The sequence below is a fragment of the Pseudomonas sp. LD120 genome, assembly GCF_009861525.1.
Taxonomy (GTDB): Bacteria; Pseudomonadota; Gammaproteobacteria; order Pseudomonadales; family Pseudomonadaceae; genus Aquipseudomonas.
On the sequence record NZ_WVHL01000001.1, the window covers coordinates 619652 to 637713 of the forward strand.

An 18062-nucleotide genomic window follows, 5' to 3' on the forward strand; every position below is an offset into this window, starting at 1 on the left:
AGCCCGCGAGGTTGCGCCAAGGTCCGCAGGACCTTCAACAATCCCAAGAGCGGCGCCTCCTGCGCAGCCGTTCGCAGCCTGCGACAGCGGCCACAAAAAACACCTCTGCCGCTGCCCAGCCTGCGAGGTTGCGAGGTTGCGAGGTTGCGAGGTTGCGACCAGCAGCGTCGACCACGATCAGAGCAACGCCAAGGCCTTGTCCTTGAGCACCTGCAAATCCATCACCGGCACCCACAGGTCCTTGGCCTGCTCATCCCAATGGCGCATGCGCAAACTCACCGCACACAGAGGGTCGAGCTCGAAGGCCGCCGCCTCTGCCGCGTCCATCGCCCCGCCCTGGTACTCCAGGGTGCGGCGGCTGGCTTCGCTCAGGCGCTGGTAATAGCCCGGTTCCTTGTAGGTCAGGTAGCGCTTGGCCTGGACGTGGTATTCCACCAGCCGCGCCAGACGCTCGCTGAAGCCCGCCCGACGCAGATAGTCGGCCCCCAGGCGCTCATGGCTGATCACACCAAAACCGCTCATGTTCTCGGCATCCTGCTGGCAAATGTGCCCGATATCGTGAAAGAACGCCGCCAGCACCACTTCGTCGTCATAACCTTCGGCCAGGGCCAACTGCGCCGCCTGGGACATATGCTCGATCTGCGACACCGGCTCGCCGATGTAATCACTGTCGCCAAAGCGCTCGTAAAGACCAAACACCTCGTCAATCACCCGCTGCCGACTCATCACGCTTCCTCCAACACTCGGGCGATGTTGCCTTCAGCCAGCGCCGGGCCAACGCTCATGCCCACGCCGGTGTGCATCAGCGCGGCATGAACCCCGGGCGCGGCTTCCAGGAAGGAGAACGGCCCCGGTCCGCGAGCGCCATACACCCCCTGCCAGCGCTCCACCACCTGGACCTTGCAGCCCAGGGTCTGTTCGGCCAGCTCGATCAGCCAGTTATCCACCTGCTCCCCATTGAACGGCGACGGATCACTGCCGTAGTCGTGGGAATCGCCGATGATCAGCTCGCCGTAGGGGGTCGGGCTAATCAACAGGTGAATACCATGCTCATCCAAGTGCGGCGCCTCGCGCAGGATCTGCGCTCGCACCGCCGCCGCTTGTGGCAGGTCGGCGAAGGCGCCGTAGTGCACACAGCTCAGCCCGGTGAGCAAGGCATGTTGCAAGTTGAGGTTGACCTGGGGCCGGGCACGGAGCATCTGCAGGCGGCAGATCTGTGGCTGCAGGGTAGCGATCTGCTCGGCCAGCAGGGTCTGATAGTCGTGTCCCGAACACAGCACGATCTGCGGCGCACGAAAGCTGCCGGCGGTGCTGTGCAACTGGCCCGGCTGGATATCCCGGACCAGGGTCGAAAAGTGGAACTGCACCCCCAGGTCGTGGCGCAGGTAGTCGATCAGCAGCGGCAACGCCTCGCGGGAATACACCTGCTGGTCGTCCAGGCCGTGCAAGGCCGCTCGATGATGGCGGAACTGACCGCCATACAGGTCGTTCAGGGCCGCGCCCCGGAGCAGTTCGACGCGGTAGCCGTGCTCCCGCGCGCGCCCGGCGCAGAAGGCTTCCAGCAACTGCTCCTCGGCTTCGCTGCGGGCGAACAGGTAGGAACCGTTGCGCTTGAGTGGCAGGCCCGCCAGCTGTTGCCAGTCGGCCCAAATATCCCGGCTGGCCCGGGCCAGTTCCAGCATGATGCCCGGCGGTTGACCGGTGACCAGGGCCTGGCCGAAGTTGCGCACCGAGGCGCCCAGGGGCGTGGCGCTGCGCTCGAATACTCGTACCCGCAAACCGCGCTTGGCAGCGGCGTAGGCGTGGGACAGGCCGAGAATGCCGGCGCCGACGATCAGCAGATCGCTGTGATGGGTCATGTTCATGTCTCGTTGTTTGTGGCGCGGAAGCAAGCTCGCGCTGGAGTGCACAGCACTCCCAGGCAGATGCACCGCATTGTCGGGGCTCAGGGCCGCTTCGCAGCCCAGCGGGAGCAAGCTCCCTCGCCACAGCAGTACCGATCGTTGCTACTTGGCAACCTTTTCCGACTTGCCGTCATAGCGCTTGCGCCATTCGGCGAGGATCTGGTCGCGGTGCTTCGAGGCCCAGGCGAAGTCGTTCTTGATCAGGCACTGCTCGTAGTCCGCCGGCAGTTCGGTCTGCGGCTTGGCAATACCCGGCTGGGCCAGCACGGCGAAGTTTTCCTTGTACAGTTCCATGGCCGCCGGGCTGGCGGAGAAGTCGGCGAGTTTCTTCGCCGCGTCTTCATGCGGTGTTCCTTTGATCAGTGCCGTGGCTTCGATTTCCCAGCCCAGGCCTTCCTTGGGCAGCACGATGTCCAGCGGCGCGCCCTGGCGCTTGAGCTGCACGGCCGGGTATTCGAAGGAGATGCCGATGGGGAATTCGCCGGCGGCGGCCAGCTTGCACGGCTTGGAGCCGGAATGGACGTACTGGCCGATGTTCTGGTGCAGGTCATCCATGTACTGCCAGCCCTGCTTCTCGCCGAAGGTCTGCAACCAGGCGCTGACATCCAGGAAGCCGGTGCCCGAGGACGCCGGGTTGGGCATGACGATCTTGCCCTTGTACTCGGGCTTGGTCAGGTCCTGCCAGCTCACCGGCTTGGTCAGGCCCTGCTTCTCGGCCTCCACGGTGTTGAAGCAGATGGTCGCGGCCCACACGTCCATGCCGACCCAGGCTGGCGGGTTGGCGGCGTCGCGATAGTTCGGGCCGATCTTGCCCAGGTCCTTGGGCGCGTAGCTTTGCAGCATGCCCTGCTGGTCGAGGATCGCCAGGCTGGACGCCGCCAGGCCCCAGACCGCGTCCGCTTGCGGCCGGGCTTTTTCCGCCAGCAGCTTGGCGGTGATGATCCCGGTGGAATCACGCACCCACTTGATCTCCACGTCCGGGTTGGCCTTTTCGAAGGCTTGCTTGTAGGACTTCAATTGCTCGGCTTCAAGGGCCGTGTAGACCGTCAGCTCGGTTTTCGCAGCAAAAGCGTTCAGGCTGACAGCAGAGAGGACAGCAGCGGCAAGAGCCAGGGGCTTGAACATGGTGCGGTTCCTTAATGAGTGCAAATCAGAGGGTGAGTGAACACAGGATCAATGACCGGGAGTCGTCTGCCGCCACGCCTGGGAGCGGCGCAGCAAGCCTCGCGAGGCCCAAGCCAACAACAGCGAGACGCCAGCCGAGGTGAACAGGATCAGGGTCGACATCGCCGCGGCGCCGCCGACGTTGCCGGCGTCGTCCATGTTCAGCACGGCGACGGCGGCGAGGATGGTGTCCGGGCTGTAGAGGAAGATCGCCGCCGACACCGTGGTCATGGCCGAGACGAACAGATAGCGCACGATGTCCAGCAGTGCCGGCAGGCAGATCGGCACGGTGACCCGCAGGAAGTGCCGGTACAGCGGCGCCTTGAGCGACAGCGCGGCGGCCTCGAACTCGGCATCCAACTGGCGCAGGGCGGTGGTGGCAGTCATCTGCGCGGTGGTCAGGTAGTGAGCGATGGTGCACACCACCAGCAGGGCCATGCTGCCGTAGAACACATGCAGCGGATTGCCATTGAGGTTGAAAAAGAACACATAGCCCAGCCCCAGCACCAAGCCGGGCACCGCCATGGGCACGAAGCTGAGCATGCGCAGCGCCAGGTTCAGGCCGCGCTGGCCGCTGGTTTTCTCCATCAGATAGGCTCCGGTGAAGATCAGCACGCTGCCGATCAGCGCGGTGTACAGGGCCAGGGTCACGCTGTTGCGATAGGCCAGCCAACCACCGCCGGCCGTGTCGTTGAACTGGTAATGATTCAGGGACAGCGACAGGTTGTAAGGCCAGAACTTCACCAGCGACGAATACACCGCCATGCCGAACACCAGCAGCAAGGTCGCGCAGATCAGCAACACGATGACCAGGTAGCAACCATCGCGCAGTTGCGACGGTGCCGGCGTGAATACCTGGGCGCGGCCGCTCATGGCGTCGCCATGCCGCCGACGTAGCCAGGCATCGACGCCAAAGCTCAACAGCGCCGGCAACAGCAACACCATGCCGATCAAGGCGCCACGCCCGAACTGTTGCTGGCCCACCACCGCCTTGTAGGCCTCCAGCGCCAGCACCTGATAGTCACCGCCCACCACCACTGGCACGCCGAAGTCGGTGATGGTCAGGGTGAACACCAGGCAGAACGCAGCGAACACCGCTTGCCGGGTGGCCGGCCAGGTGATGCTGCGAAAGGCCTTGGCAGGGCTGGCCCCCATGCTCGACGCCGCGTCGAACAAGCGTGCATCTGCCAGGGACAGGGCCGAAAGCAGGATCATCAAGGCATGGGGAAAGGTGTAGATGACTTCACCCAGGACGATGCCCCAGAAGCCGTAGATGTTGTCGGCGAACAGACCGCGCAGCAGGCCCTGATTGCCAAACAGATAGACCAGGGCAATGCCCGGCAGCATCGACGGTGCCATCAACGGCAACAGCGACAGGCCGCGCCACAGCCCCTTGGCGGGAATCAAGGTGCGTTGCAGGGCGTAGGCAAACAGGTAGGCCAGGGGCACCACGATGGCGGCGACGCTGAGGGAAACTTTCAGGCTGTTGCCCAGCAACCAGTGGAAGTTGGCGCTGCTCACCAGCTCTCGGGCCGCCAGCCAGCCACCGCCCTGCCCTGCCTCGGCGCTGAAACCGCGCCAGAAGATCGCCAGCAGCGGCAACAGCACCGCGACACCCAGCAGGACCAGAAGCAGAACCTTGCCGCCGACGACAAAGATACGATCGCCGATTTCGGCACGGGAGGCCTGGCGCGCCTGCTTTGCAGGTAGCGGCAGGGACATTGGCGCAGTCATCTTAGGTAAACACCTGGAGGCTGCGCGGCGGCAAGGCCACCCAGATGTCCTGGGCGCCCAGGCGCGGCATGGCTTCCGGGGCCAGCTCCGCCAGCAGCGCATGCCCCGGCAACTGATTGAGCTCGAAGCTCATGCGACAGCGATTGCCAAGGAACGTAATCTCGCGGACCTTGGCCGGGAACAAGTTTTCCTCATGCACCGGCGGGTTCACGCTGATGGCTTCCGGACGACAGAACAGGCGGCCCGAAGCGGCCTTGGACGAATCGTCGGCCAGGCGCACACTCATCCCGCCGACCTGGGCGTGGCTGTCGCTGTTGCGACTAAAAGGCAGCCAGTTGCCCTGACCGACGAACTCGGCGACGAAAGGCGTGGCCGGACGGTCGTAGATCTCCTGGGGCGTGGCGTACTGCTCGACCTTGCCGTTGTTCATCACGGCAATGCGGTCGGCCATCAGCATGGCCTCGTCCTGGTTATGGGTGACCATCAGGGTGGTGATCCCCAGGCGCCGCTGCAGTTGGCGCAGCTCGGTGCACAGGTGCTCGCGGACCCGAGCGTCCAGGGCCGACATCGGTTCATCCAGCAACAACAGCGACGGCGCCGGTGCCAGGGCGCGGGCCAGGGCTACGCGCTGCTGCTGGCCGCCGGACAACTGGCCGGGGTATTTCTTCTCGCTGCCGGTCAGGCCCACCAGTTCCAGCATCTGCGCCACACGCTTGCGCGCTTCCTCGCGACCGCTGCCGGCCAGTCCGTAGGCAATGTTGGCTTCCACCGTCAGATTGGGAAACAGCGCGTAGGACTGGAACAAAATCCCGTAGTCCCGGGCCTGGGGCGCCAGCAGCGAGACGTCCCGTTCCCCCAGGTACAACTCGCCGCGGTCCTGGCGCTCCAGGCCGGCAATGCAGCGCAGCAAAGTGGTCTTGCCGCAGCCGGACGGCCCCAGCAGGCACACCAGCTCGCCAGCGGCGACCTCGAGCGAGACGTTATCCAGCGCAGTGAAAGCGCCGAAGCGCTTCTGCACGCCGCGCACTTTCATCGGTGCGCCGGGGTTGCTCAGGGCAGTTGCGGTTGCAGGGTTCATGGACAGGCCTCATCAAGCAGATGGGGCAAATCCTAGAGTTGTAATGCGTCGGTCATATGGCAGTAAGGCAAAAACGACCGATAGTGGTATTCAGGGATTTGGGTTCAAACGGCAAGTCAGGGGCTGCCTGATCTGCTGCATTCGCCTGCTCGCTCCCGCAGGGGGAGTGCATTTCAATGTAGGAGCAGGCTTGCTGGCGAAGGCATCGGCATGGCCGATGCAGATCTTTCAGGCGGGAGCCATTTCCTGGGCCAGGCCGAGAAAGGCGGCAGGCAGGCGCGCGTTCTTGCGCTCCTTGAGGCAGTACAGGTACTCGACGATCTGCGGCGCATGCTCGATGGTCAGCACTCGCAACTGCGGGTCGTGGGGCACTTCCTGGCGGGCAATGATGCTGATGCCGATGTTGCGCAGCACCGCCTCGCGGATCGACTCGCGGCTGCCGATTTCCAGCAGCGGGCCGAAACTGACGTTGGCGTTTTTCAACAGTTCTTCGGTCAGGCTGCGGGTGGTGGAACCGGGCTCGCGCATCAACAGGGTGTGACCAGCCAGAGCGTTGAGCGGCACATGCTCCAACGCCGCCAAAGGATGATTGCGATGCACCGCCAGCACCAGCGGGTCACTGCCCAGCACGCGCCGGATCAGTCGCGAATCCTCCAGCAGTTGCGAAGACGCCGCGACATCCACCCGGTAGTCCTCCAGTGCTTCCAGAACCTGCTGGGAGTTGCCGATCTCCACCGCCACCTCTACCTGGGGCAGGCGTTGGCGGAAGGTCTTCACCAGATCGAGGATGTAATACGGCGCGGTGGCAGCAATCCGCAAGGTGCCCTGTACCTGCCCGCTGTTACGTAGGAAAAACTCGATGTCGGCTTCTTTCTGCAACAGCTCCTTGACCATGGGCAGCAAGCGCGAGCCTTCGTCGCTCAAGCTCAGGCGGCGACCGCCACGGTAGAACAGCTCCACCGAGTACTGGCTCTCAAGGTTACGGATCTGGGTGGTCACCGTCGGCTGACTCAGGCCCAGCTTCTTCGCCGCCTGGGTGATGCTACCCAGGCGGGCGACCATGTAAAAAGCCTTCAGCTCGGCACTCAGCATGGCGGCCTGCCGCAGCTGCAAGCTTCCAGCGGCAAGCCGTAAGCTGAAGCGCGTGCGTATGAGTTCATCACTCTGGTTCTCCCCTCGGTCGCCTGCCGCTAGCCACTTGCAGTTTGCAGTTTGCAGTTTGCAGTTTGCAGTTTGCAGTTTGCAGTTTGCAGTTTGCAGTTTGCAGTTTGCAGTTTGCAGTTTGCAGCTACGATGGCTTATTTGCGCAGCAGGCGCAGTCCGTTGAATACCACCAACAGGCTAACGCCCATGTCGGCAAAGACAGCCATCCACATGGTGGCCAGCCCGGCAAAGGTTACCCCAAGAAAGATCGCCTTGATGACCAAAGCCAGGGCGATATTTTGCTTGAGCACCACCGAGGTCTGGCGCGACAGGCGAATGAATGCCGGAATCTTGCGCAGATCATCGTCCATCAGGGCGACATCCGCGGTCTCGATGGCGGTGTCGGTGCCGGCCGCGGCCATGGCGAAGCCGATTTCGGCCCGGGCCAGGGCCGGCGCGTCGTTGATGCCGTCGCCGACCATGCCTACGCGATGCCCTTGCCCGTACAACGCCTCGATGGCTTGCAGCTTGTCGCCGGGCAACTGGTCGCCCCGGGCCTGATCGATCCCCACCTGGGCCGCAATGGCCTGGGCGGTGTGCGGGTTGTCGCCGGTCAGCATCAGGGTCTTGATCCCCAGCTCATGCAATTGCTGGATGGCTTCGCGGCTGGATTCCTTGACCGTGTCGGCCACCGCGAACAGCGCCAGCGGCCCGTTGCTGTCCAGCAGCAGGACCACCGTCTTGCCCTGCTGCTCCAGGGCGAAGAGTTTTTCCTCCAAGGCCGGCGAGCACAGGCCCAGCTCTTCCACTAGGCGGTGGTTGCCCAGGTGATAGATCTGGCCGTTGATTTCACCGCGGACTCCCCGCCCGGCCAGGGCTGCGAAGTTATCCACAGGGTGCATGGCCAGCTGTTTATCCACAGCCGCGCGGGCAATGGCCAGGGACACCGGGTGGTCGGAACGCCCAGCCAGGCTTGCAGCCAGGGCCGGGGCGGTATCCTGCGCCAATGAGTCCAGGGACAGGAAATCGGTCTGCACCGGCTTGCCATGGGTGATGGTGCCGGTCTTGTCCAGGGCCAGGTAGTCGAGCTTGTAGCCACCTTCCAGGTAGACCCCGCCCTTGACCAGAATGCCTTTGCGCGCCGCCGCCGCGAGGCCGCTGACGATGCTCACCGGGGTGGAGATCACCAGGGCACATGGGCAGGCCACCACCAACAGCACCAGGGCGCGGTAGATCCAGTCGAACCAGACGCCGGCCATGAACAGTGGCGGAATCAGCGCCACCGCCAGGGCAAAGGCGAACACCGCCGGGGTGTAGATTTTCGAGAAGCTATCGACGAAGCGCTGGGTCGGGGCGCGGGCGCCCTGGGCCTGTTCCACGGCATGGATGATCCGCGCCAGGGTCGAGTTGTTGGCCGCGGCGGTCACTCGGTATTCCAGGGAGCCGGCCTGGTTGATGGTGCCGGCGAACACCTTGTCGCCCAGGGTCTTTTCCACCGGCAGGCTTTCACCGGTGATCGGCGCCTGGTCGATGGTCGAGCTACCAGACACGACTTCGCCGTCCAGGCCGATGCGCTCGCCGGGACGGACCCGCACCAAGGCACCCAATTCGACGTTTTTCGCTTCCTGTTCGCTCCAGTTGCCGTCGGCCTGCTGCACCGTGACCCGTTCCGGGGCCATCTGCATCAGGCCGCTGATGGCGTTGCGCGCGCGGTCCAGGGAGCGGGCCTCGATCAACTCGGCCACGGTGAACAGGAACATCACCATTGCCGCTTCCGGCCATTGGCCGATCAGCACCGCGCCGGTCACGGCGATGCTCATCAGCGCATTGATGTTGAGGTTGCGGTTCTTCAGGGCGATCCAGCCCTTTTTGTAAGTGCCCAGACCGCCACTGAGGATCGACACCAGGGCCACCAACGCCACGACCCAAGTGGGGGCGGCATTGGTGAAGTGGATGACTTCGGCGGCCAGCGCGCCGATACCGGACAGGGCCAGCGGCCACCAGGCTTTTTTGGGAGGGGCTGCGGCAGGAGCGGCTTCGGCGCTGTCCTGCTGCAGAGGCTCGGCGTGCATGCCCAGGGACTTGACCGCTTCGATGATCGGCGCGGTGCTCGGCAGATCGTGGGTCACCCCCAGCACGCGGTTCATCAGGTTGAATTCCAGCGCCTGGACCCCAGCCAGCTTGCCCAGCTTGTTCTGGATCAGGGTCTGTTCGGTGGGGCAGTCCATGGCTTCGATGCGAAAACTGCTCAGGCGCGCGCCGGCATTCGGTGTCTCGCTCAGGCTGACCGTGGACAGCAGCGGGCCGGCGGAACCGCAGCAGGAGGTGCCGTGGGCGGCGTGATCCTCGGCCTTGAACGGTTGCGGCGTGTTCGCAGGTGCAAGGTCATGGCCGTGATCGTGATCGTGATCGTGATCGTGATCGTGATCGTGATCGGCGTGAGTGTGCTGGGCGTCGGGCTTGCGCGGGGTGTGAATGGAATCGCTCATAGGGGTCGCGTCCGTATCAAGGTGCTTGTTGCCAAGTGAACACCCTGTAGCCACTATAGGGTCAAGCACCCATTCGGAGACGACGATGAAGATTGGCGAACTGGCGAAACTCACCGACTGTCAGGTCGAGACCATCCGTTACTACGAACGCGAAGGGCTACTGCCGGAACCGGCCCGCAGCGAAGGCAACTACCGCCTGTACACCCAGGCCCACACCGAGCGCCTGACCTTTATCCGCAATTGCCGCAGCCTGGACATGACCCTCGAGGAAATCCGCAGCCTGCTCAACCTGCGCGACAGCCCCGAAGGCCAGTGCGCCAGCGTCAACGCGCTGATCGACGAACACATCCATCACGTCAAGGCGCGCATCGACGGGCTGCTGGCCCTGCAAGAACAACTACTGGAACTGCGTCAGCGCTGCGGCGAAGGGCCGGACCGGGATCATTGCGGGATTCTGCAGAGCCTGGAAGTCAGCGGCTCGGTCACTCCCAGCGAGGCCGAGCCCTCCCATGTCGGCCGCAGCCACGGGCATTGAGGCTACGATCCGGCGTCACGGCGGCGGCCCCCGTGATGCACCGCCGCGAGCAACCGCAGATAAACTCGCTCAAGCCCCTCCAGCACCTGTTGATCCAACTGCCGCCACGCCAGGCACCGGCGCACCAGCCAGGCGCTGAGCAGTCCCATCAGGCAACCACCAATAATGTCGAACGGGAAATGCACCCCCAGGTAAACCCGCGCCCAGCTCACCAGCAGCGCCAGGGCCAGCAGCATCAGCCCAGTCTTGCGCAGGGACGCCAGGATCAGGGCAAAGGCCATGGCGAACATGCCGCTGGCGTGATCGCTGGGAAAAGACGCACCAGGCGCATGGGCGAGAAAGTTCTGCCCCAACTCCAGCATGAAGGGACGCGGATGGAACCACAGGCTGCGGATCAGCAGGTTGCCGGTCAGGGCCAAGACCATGCTCAAGCTTGCCAGCACAACGATCATTCGCTGCCGGCGCTCACCGAGGACCCAAAACACCAGAAGCAGCAATGGCACACAGAGGACCACCCATTGCGCGAAGAAAAATGCCAGCTCACGCAGGGGCAGCGACGCCTCGGCACTGGCATTGATGGCCAGGAACAGGCGGCGATTGAGTTCTTCCATTCAGGCGCTCACGGTCAATATCAGGGGGTAACATCACGCGGCTATCGGCGCCGCCCGGAGCATGCAGTCGCCCGCCCGGCACGACAATGCCCGGCAAACGGCCGGGCAACGGTCGATAAAGCAACAGGATGAATCGACAAGGGACCATCCAGCATCTGCCGCGCGGCCCCTGGGTACAACGGCAGGAACCTTTAGACCGCCATCGGCGCAGTCATTGGTGCATGGTGCTCATAACCTTCCAGGGAGAAATCGCTCGGCTCGATCAGCTCCAGCCATTCCGGCTGGTACACGCCGGTCTTGGCGAACTCCGGCACGCGCTCGGAAATCACCAGCTTGGGCATCGGGAACGGCTCGCGCTTGAGCTGTTCGTTGAGCATGTCCAGGTGGTTTTCGTAGACGTGGGCATCACCGATGAAATAGGTGAACCAACGCGGCGTGTAGCCGGTCAGGCGGCCGATCAGGCTCAGCAGCGCCGCGCCCTCGGTGAGGTTGAACGGCGTGCCCAGGCCCAGGTCGTTGGAACGGATGTAGAGGGTCAGGGAGATTTCCCGAGTCTCGACATTGGGGTGGAACTGATACAGCAGATGGCACGGCGGCAGAGCCATTTCATCCAACTGCGCGCAGTTCCAGCCGTGGAACAGGATTCGCCGGCTGCCCGGGTCGTTGATGATGGTGTCGACGCACTGGCGGACCTGATCGATGGCCTTGTACAGCACCACGTAACCCTGGCCCTGTTCCTCACCCGCGGCGATCTGCCGGTAGCCCTGGCTCAATGCCAGGTCAATGGCCGCCTGGTTGCTGGTCTTGATCTGCTTGTAGGCCGGCCACTGGCGCCACTGCACGCCGTAGATCTCGCCCAGATCGTCATCGCCCTGGCGAAACGGGTTGGCCAGCCACTGGGCGTTTTCGTTGGCATTCTGATCCCAGACCTTGCAGCCCAAGGCACGGAACTCGGCGGCGTTGTTCACCCCGCGCAGGAAGCCGACCATCTCGCCGATGGCCGACTTGAAGGCCATCTTGCGGGTGGTGATGGCCGGAAAACCTTCCTTGAGGTCGTAGCGCAGCATGGCCCCGGGAAAGCTGATGGTGTTCACACCGGTGCGGTTGGCCTGCTTGGTGCCGTTGTTGATGACATGAGCCACCAAATCAAGATATTGCTTCATGAATTACCTGCATCCTTGAACCCGGGGCACGCCCCGGGGTTCGAATTTATTGCGCCACGCTCTGGGCCGGAGCGCGATGATAAGCCAGCCAGATCAGTCCCAGGCCGCCGATGATCATCGGCACACAAAGCACCTGCCCCATGGTCAACCAGTTCCAGGCCAGATAGCCAAGCTGGGCGTCCGGCACCCGGACGAACTCGACGATAAAGCGGAAGATCCCGTAGAACAGGGCGAACATACCGGAAACCGCCATGGTCGGCCGCGGTTTGCGCGAGAACAGCCACAGAATCACGAACAAGGCCACGCCTTCCAGGGCGAACTGATACAGCTGCGACGGATGACGCGGCAACTGTGCCGGATCGCTGAATGGCGGGAAGATCATCGCCCACGGCACATCGGTGGGTTTGCCCCACAGCTCAGCATTGATGAAGTTGCCGATACGCCCGGCGCCCAGACCGATCGGCACCATCGGCGCGACAAAATCCATCAGCTCGAAGAACGACTTATTGTTGCGCTTGCCAAACCACCAGGCCGCCAGCATCACCCCGATGAAACCGCCATGGAACGACATGCCGCCCTTCCACACTTCGAAGATCAGGGTCGGGTTGGCCAGGTAAGCGCTCAGATCGTAAAACAGCACGTAACCCAGGCGGCCGCCGACGATCACCCCCATGGACATCCAGAACACCATGTCCGAGAGCTTCTCCTTGCTCCAGGTCGGATCGAAACGGTTCAGCCGGCGCGAGGCCAGCAGCCAGGCACCGCCGATGCCGATCAGGTACATCAGACCGTACCAGTGGATTTTCAGCGGACCGATGGCCAGCGCCACCGGATCAATCTGCGGGTAAGGCAGCATTGCGACTCCTCGTAAGGGTTAGAACTCTAAAGTCCTGGGCGAAACTGTCACCTCAGGATTAAGTCAGGATTGCGTCACCGTTCAGAGCAGAAAGTTGATGCCCACGCCGAACAGTAGCGCGGCAAACAGTCGCCTCAACAAGCGCGGTGACAATTTATGCGCCAGACGCGCGCCGATCCGGGCGAACACCATGCTGGTCAGGGCAATGCCCAACAGCGCCGGCAAATAGATGAAGCCGAGACTATGGGCCGGAAGCTTAGGATCATGCCAGCCCAGCATCATGAAACTTAAGGCGCTGGCCAGGGCGATGGGCAGACCGCAGGCCGACGAGGTGGCCACGGCCTGCTGCATCGGCACACTGCGCCAGGTGAGAAATGGCACGGTGAGCGAGCCGCCGCCGATGCCGAAGATCGCCGAAGCCCAGCCGATCACACTGCCGGCAGCCGCCAGACCAAGCTTGCCAGGCACCTGGCGACTGGCCTTGGGCTTGAGTTCCAGGGTCATTTGCAGGGCCACCACCAGAGCAAAGACACCAATGATTTTCTGCAGGTTCGGACCGGAAATGGCTTCAGCGGTCAGCGCACCAAAACCGGCCCCCGATAGAATGCCCAGGGCCATCCAGGCAAAGATCGGCCAGCGCACCGCGCCACGGCGATGGTGTTCGCGAACCGCATTGACCGAAGTGAAGATGATGCTCGCCAACGAGGTGCCAACCGCCAGATGGGTCAGCACCGAGGCATCAAAGCCTTGCAGGGTGAAACTGAACACCAGAACCGGGACGATGATGATCCCGCCGCCCACGCCGAACAGCCCGGCCAGTACGCCTGCGCAGGCGCCCAACAGCAGATAGAGCAGAAATTCCATGGGAGCATCCGAAAATAAGACCGGCATGGTAACGGATGCGCCGCCCCAGACTCCACTGGATGGCGATGGATACCCTGGGGTTCTGTGCGTAAAGTGAGCCAAAACACACAAGGGGCTACCTAGATGTGCCTGATCGTTTTTGCCTGGCAGCCAGGCCAACCTCAGCCGTTGATCGTCGCGGCCAACCGTGACGAGTTCTATGCCCGCCCCAGCCTGCCGCTGGCGCAATGGCCGGAATCGCCACAGATTCACGCCGGGCGCGACCTGGAAGCCGGCGGCACCTGGCTGGGCATCGGCGCCGATGGCCGTTTTGCCGCCCTGACCAATATCCGCAACCCCCATCAGCCTCCGGCGCGACGCTCTCGAGGCGAACTGGTGGCACGTTTTCTCGCCGGCAGCATCGCCCCGCAAGACTATTTGCACGATGTGGTGGGGCGCTCGGCGCAATACCCTGGCTTCAACCTGCTGCTGGGCACCGCCGAACAGTTGTGGCACTACAACGCCCAGGAACCGGAGCCGCAGTTGCTCAAACCAGGCGTCTACGGCCTGTCCAATGCCGGACTCGACACGCCCTGGCCCAAGCTGCTCAAGGCCAAGGCCGCGCTGCAACAGGTGCTGCACGACCCGCAGCCCGAGGCGTTGCTGGCACTGTTGAGCGATCCGCAGACGGCGCCCTTCGCTGAGCTGCCAGACACCGGCGTGGGCCTGGCGACAGAGCACCTGCTGTCCAGCGTGTTCATCGCCAGCCCCAGCTACGGCACCCGCGCCAGCACGGCGTTGATCGTCCACGCCGACGGCTCGCGCCATCTGCAGGAGCGCAGTTTCGGCCCCCATGGCGGGCATCTGGGTGAGGTTGAGCTGAAGGTTTGAAGCGTTCGCCACAAGCCAGCCCAAGGGGCTGGCCTGCCAGCAAAGACTCGCGTTGGGTTACAGCGTCTTGTTCGAAGCCGGATTGATCATGCGCGCCAAGCCGAGTTTCTTCAGCGCCAATTGCAGCGAACTGTGGATCACTTGCGGGTTGTCGATGGTCATCATTTCGTCCAGCAGCTCCCTGGCCTTGCTCATGCTGATCTGGCGCAGCATCCACTTCACTTTCGGCAGGTTGGTGGCGTTCATCGACAGGCTGTCGAACCCCATGGCCATCAACAGCACCGCGGCCGCCGGATCGCCGGCCATCTCGCCACAGATACTCACCGGCTTGCCTTCGGCATGGGCATCACGCACCACGTTCTGCAAGGCTTGCAGCACCGCCGGGTGCAGGTAGTCGTACAGATCGGCGACCCGCGGGTTGTTGCGGTCCACCGCCAGCAGGTACTGGGTCAGGTCGTTGGAGCCCACCGAGAGAAAGTCCACCTGGCGTGCCAGTTCCCGGGTCTGATACACCGCCGCCGGAATCTCGATCATCACCCCCACCGGCGGCATGGGCACGTCGGTGCCTTCGTCACGCACTTCGCCCCAGGCACGGTGAATCAGGTGCAAGGCTTCTTCCAGTTCATGGATGCCGGAAATCATCGGCAGCAGGATGCGCAGGTTGTTCAGGCCCTCGCTGGCCTTGAGCATGGCCCGGGCCTGTACCAGGAAAATTTCCGGGTGGTCGAGGGTGACGCGGATGCCACGCCAACCGAGGAACGGGTTGTCTTCCTTGATCGGGAAATACGACAGCGATTTGTCGCCGCCGATGTCCAGGCTGCGCATGGTCACCGGTTGCGGATGGAAGGCCGACAACTGCTCGCGGTAGATCGCCAACTGCTCTTTTTCGCTGGGGAAGCGCTGGTTGATCATGAACGGCACTTCAGTGCGGTACAGACCAACACCCTCGGCACCGCGCTTCTGCGCCCGGGCCACGTCGGCCAGCAGGCCGGTGTTGACCCACAGCGGCATGCGGTGGCCATCAGGGGTGATGCAAGGCAGATCGCGCAATGCGTCCAGGCCCTGAGCCAGTTGCCGCTCTTCTTCCACCACATCGGCGAACTGCTTGCGCAGTACGTCGCTGGGGTTGGTGTACACCTCGCCGTGGTAGCCATCGACGATCATCTGGATGCCGTCGACCTTGGAGTACGGCAAATCCACCAAGCCCATTACCGTGGGAATGCCCATGGCCCGGGCGAGAATCGCCACATGGGAGTTGCCCGAACCCAGTACCGACACCAGCCCCACCAGCTTGCCTTCGGGCACTTCGCCGAGCATGGCCGGGGTCAGTTCTTCGCTGACCAGGATGGTGTTGTCGGGGTAGACCAGGGTCTGCTGGCGCTCTTCCTGCAGGTAAGCCAGGAGTCGACGCCCCAGATCCTTGACGTCCGAGGCACGCTCACGCAGGTAGGCGTCGTCCATCAATTCAAAACGGTTGACGTGATCGGTGACCACCTGGCGCAACGCGCCCTGGGCCCATTGCCCGGTCTTGATCACGGTTTTCACTTCGCTGCCCAGGGACGCATCGTCGAGCATCATCAGATAGACGTCGAACAGTGCGCGCTCTTCCGGGCGCAACTGAGTGGCGAGCTTTTCCGACAGCGCCCGCATGTCGGCGCGTACCCCTTCCAGGGCGGTCTTGAACAACGCCAGCTCGGCGTCGATATCGGTGATGTGCTTGTCTGGCACGACATCCAGGTCAGCCGGCGGCAGCATGACCACCGCACTACCCACGGCCGCGCCGGGGGAGCCCGGTACGCCGACGAACTTGGCTTCTTGAATGCCTTTGCCCTGTCGACCCAGGCCGCGGATCGAACCCGTGGCTTCGGCATGGGCGATGACCCCGGCGAGCTGGGCACTCATGGTCACCAGGAAGGCTTCTTCGCCTTCATCGAACTGACGACGCTCTTTCTGCTGGATCACCAGCACGCCCACCACCCGCCGGTGGTGAATGATCGGCGCGCCGAGGAACGAGGCATAACGTTCTTCACCGGTTTCGGCGAAGTAGCGGTAGCGCGGGTGATCGGCGGCGTTTTCCAGGTTGAGAGGCTCTTCCCGCGTGCCCACCAGGCCCACCAGGCCTTCATTGGGGGCCATGCTGACCTTGCCAATGGAGCGCTTGTTCAAGCCCTCGGTGGCCATCAGCACGAAACGGTTGGTTTCCGGGTCCAGCAAATAGACCGAGCAGACCTGGCTGCCCATGGCCTCTTTGACGCGCAATACAATAATCCCTAACGCCGCCTTGAGATCCTTGGCGGAGTTAACTTCCTGGACGATCTTGCGCAGCGTATTGAGCATGGCTCGGGGTCGAACTCCGTCGTCAGTCGCGCACTAAAAGGCGCGGGGCAAGCTCTTTGAGAGCGCGGCGATACACTTCGCGCTTGAATGTCACCACCTGGCCCAACGGATACCAATAACTGACCCAGCGCCAGCCATCGAATTCCGGTTTACCGGTCAAATCCATCCGCACCCGCTGCTCGTTGGAGATCAGGCGCAGGAGAAACCATTTCTGTTTCTGGCCGATGCACAGCGGTTGGCTGTGGGTCCGGACCAGACGCTGCGGCAAACGATAGCGCAACCAGCCCCGAGTGCAGGCGAGAATTTGCACATCTTCGCGCTCCAGGCCTACTTCTTCGTTCAACTCGCGATACAAGGCGTCTTCCGGCGTTTCGTCAGGGTTGATGCCTCCTTGAGGAAACTGCCAGGCATCTTGATTGATACGGCGAGCCCATAGCACCTGGCCAGCATCATTCGTCAGAATGATCCCGACATTGGGGCGAAAACCATCGGGGTCGATCACGGCTACAACCTCGCAAACGCATGTCGCCGCATTGTTCCACAAAGCTTGGGAATGCAGCAACGAGGCTGCTTAGCTTATGTGCACTCTTGTGAAAAGACCGTATTCTGAGCACCTTTTTCCGCGACTTTTCAGCGAGTAACTGCAATGCGCCTGGCTTTATTCGACTTGGACAACACGCTTTTGGGCGGCGACAGCGACCACGCCTGGGGTGACTACCTGTGTGAACGGGGCTTCCTCGATCCCATCGCCTACAAGACCCGCAACGACGAGTTCTACCAGGATTACCTGGCCGGGAAACTCGACAACGCCGCTTACCTGAACTTCTGCCTGGAAATCCTCGGCCGCACCGAAATGACCGTGCTCGAACAATGGCATCGCGACTATATGCGCGACTGCATCGAGCCCATTCTCTTGCCCAAGGCCCAAGCCCTGCTGGAGCAACACCGCGACGCCGGTGACAAGCTGGTGATCATCACCGCCACCAACCGCTTCATCACCACGCCGATCGCCCAGCGCCTGGGCGTGGAACACCTGATCGCCACCGAATGCGAAATGCGGGACGGCCGCTACACCGGACGCAGCACCGACGTGCCGTGCTTTCGTGAAGGCAAGGTCACCCGCCTGAACCGCTGGCTGGAAGAAACCGGCCACAACCTGCAAGACAGCTACTTCTACAGCGACTCGATGAACGACCTGCCGCTGCTGGAGCAAGTAACCACCCCGGTGGCCGTCGATCCGGACCCTAACCTGCGGGCCGAAGCCGAAAAACGCGGCTGGCCGGTCATCAGCCTGCGCGATTAAGCCCCCTTGCC

General features: G+C 63.0%; 16 protein-coding genes. 3 read left to right on the top strand and 13 right to left on the bottom strand.

What is annotated here, in order from left to right:
* Positions 1-177 precede the first annotated feature (177 nt).
* The 7 genes from PLD_RS02970 to PLD_RS03000 form a co-directional block, all read right to left on the bottom strand.
* On the bottom strand, positions 178-726 hold the full coding sequence (locus PLD_RS02970; RefSeq protein WP_159889664.1) for a phosphonate degradation HD-domain oxygenase: 549 nt from the start codon (positions 724-726) through the stop codon (positions 178-180).
* Complete coding sequence (locus tag PLD_RS02975; protein ID WP_159889666.1) at positions 726-1859, bottom strand: TIGR03364 family FAD-dependent oxidoreductase; 1134 nt, start codon at positions 1857-1859, stop codon at positions 726-728. Before PLD_RS02975 ends, PLD_RS02970 begins: the two co-directional genes overlap by 1 nt.
* A gap of 147 nt (positions 1860-2006) precedes the next feature.
* Complete coding sequence (locus PLD_RS02980) at positions 2007-3029, bottom strand: putative 2-aminoethylphosphonate ABC transporter substrate-binding protein (RefSeq protein ID WP_159889668.1); 1023 nt, start codon at positions 3027-3029, stop codon at positions 2007-2009.
* A gap of 48 nt (positions 3030-3077) precedes the next feature.
* Positions 3078-4802, bottom strand: a complete 1725-nt coding sequence (locus PLD_RS02985) for a putative 2-aminoethylphosphonate ABC transporter permease subunit (RefSeq protein WP_159889670.1) — start codon at positions 4800-4802, stop codon at positions 3078-3080.
* A gap of 1 nt (position 4803) precedes the next feature.
* On the bottom strand, positions 4804-5880 hold the full coding sequence (locus PLD_RS02990; protein WP_159889672.1) for a putative 2-aminoethylphosphonate ABC transporter ATP-binding protein: 1077 nt from the start codon (positions 5878-5880) through the stop codon (positions 4804-4806).
* 228 nt (positions 5881-6108) lie between these two features.
* Positions 6109-6972: a LysR family transcriptional regulator gene (locus tag PLD_RS02995; protein WP_159889674.1), complete on the bottom strand. Its 864-nt coding sequence runs from the start codon at positions 6970-6972 to the stop codon at positions 6109-6111.
* A 206-nt stretch (positions 6973-7178) separates the two neighbouring features.
* Entirely contained in the window at positions 7179-9512 is a 2334-nt protein-coding gene (locus tag PLD_RS03000) for a heavy metal translocating P-type ATPase (RefSeq protein ID WP_159889676.1), read from the bottom strand.
* A gap of 85 nt (positions 9513-9597) precedes the next feature.
* On the opposite strand from PLD_RS03000, the gene cadR reads away from it, so the two are divergent.
* A complete protein-coding gene (gene cadR / locus PLD_RS03005; protein ID WP_159889678.1) occupies positions 9598-10047 on the top strand; it encodes a Cd(II)/Pb(II)-responsive transcriptional regulator in 450 nt (149 codons plus the stop codon).
* 2 nt (positions 10048-10049) lie between these two features.
* Here the strand turns inward: cadR and PLD_RS03010 are convergent, their stop codons facing one another.
* The 4 genes from PLD_RS03010 to PLD_RS03025 all read right to left on the bottom strand — a co-directional run bounded on the left by PLD_RS03010 (position 10050) and on the right by PLD_RS03025 (position 13541).
* A complete protein-coding gene (locus PLD_RS03010) occupies positions 10050-10658 on the bottom strand; it encodes an undecaprenyl-diphosphatase (protein WP_159889680.1) in 609 nt (202 codons plus the stop codon).
* A gap of 191 nt (positions 10659-10849) precedes the next feature.
* Positions 10850-11821, bottom strand: a complete 972-nt coding sequence (locus PLD_RS03015) for a thymidylate synthase (protein WP_159889682.1) — start codon at positions 11819-11821, stop codon at positions 10850-10852.
* 46 nt (positions 11822-11867) lie between these two features.
* Positions 11868-12677 carry a prolipoprotein diacylglyceryl transferase gene (gene lgt / locus PLD_RS03020; protein WP_159889684.1) on the bottom strand — a complete coding sequence of 270 codons (810 nt, stop codon included), beginning with the start codon at positions 12675-12677 and terminating at the stop codon, positions 11868-11870.
* Positions 12678-12758: 81 nt separating this feature from the next.
* Positions 12759-13541: a sulfite exporter TauE/SafE family protein gene (locus tag PLD_RS03025; protein ID WP_159889686.1), complete on the bottom strand. Its 783-nt coding sequence runs from the start codon at positions 13539-13541 to the stop codon at positions 12759-12761.
* Between the two features lie 123 nt (positions 13542-13664).
* Here PLD_RS03025 and PLD_RS03030 point away from each other — a divergent pair, with 123 nt between their 5' ends.
* On the top strand, positions 13665-14411 hold the full coding sequence (locus PLD_RS03030; protein ID WP_159889688.1) for an NRDE family protein: 747 nt from the start codon (positions 13665-13667) through the stop codon (positions 14409-14411).
* Positions 14412-14468: 57 nt separating this feature from the next.
* Here PLD_RS03030 and ptsP read toward each other — a convergent pair whose 3' ends face one another.
* Together ptsP and PLD_RS03040 are read right to left on the bottom strand one after the other, a co-directional pair.
* Positions 14469-16748 carry a phosphoenolpyruvate--protein phosphotransferase gene (gene ptsP, locus PLD_RS03035; protein ID WP_159889690.1) on the bottom strand — a complete coding sequence of 760 codons (2280 nt, stop codon included), beginning with the start codon at positions 16746-16748 and terminating at the stop codon, positions 14469-14471.
* A gap of 22 nt (positions 16749-16770) precedes the next feature.
* Positions 16771-17250, bottom strand: coding sequence for an RNA pyrophosphohydrolase (locus PLD_RS03040; protein ID WP_011064073.1), 480 nt, complete (start codon positions 17248-17250; stop codon positions 16771-16773).
* Between the two features lie 144 nt (positions 17251-17394).
* Here PLD_RS03040 and PLD_RS03045 point away from each other — a divergent pair, with 144 nt between their 5' ends.
* Positions 17395-18051: an HAD family phosphatase gene (locus PLD_RS03045; protein WP_159889692.1), complete on the top strand. Its 657-nt coding sequence runs from the start codon at positions 17395-17397 to the stop codon at positions 18049-18051.
* The last annotated feature ends 11 nt before the right edge of the window (positions 18052-18062 follow it).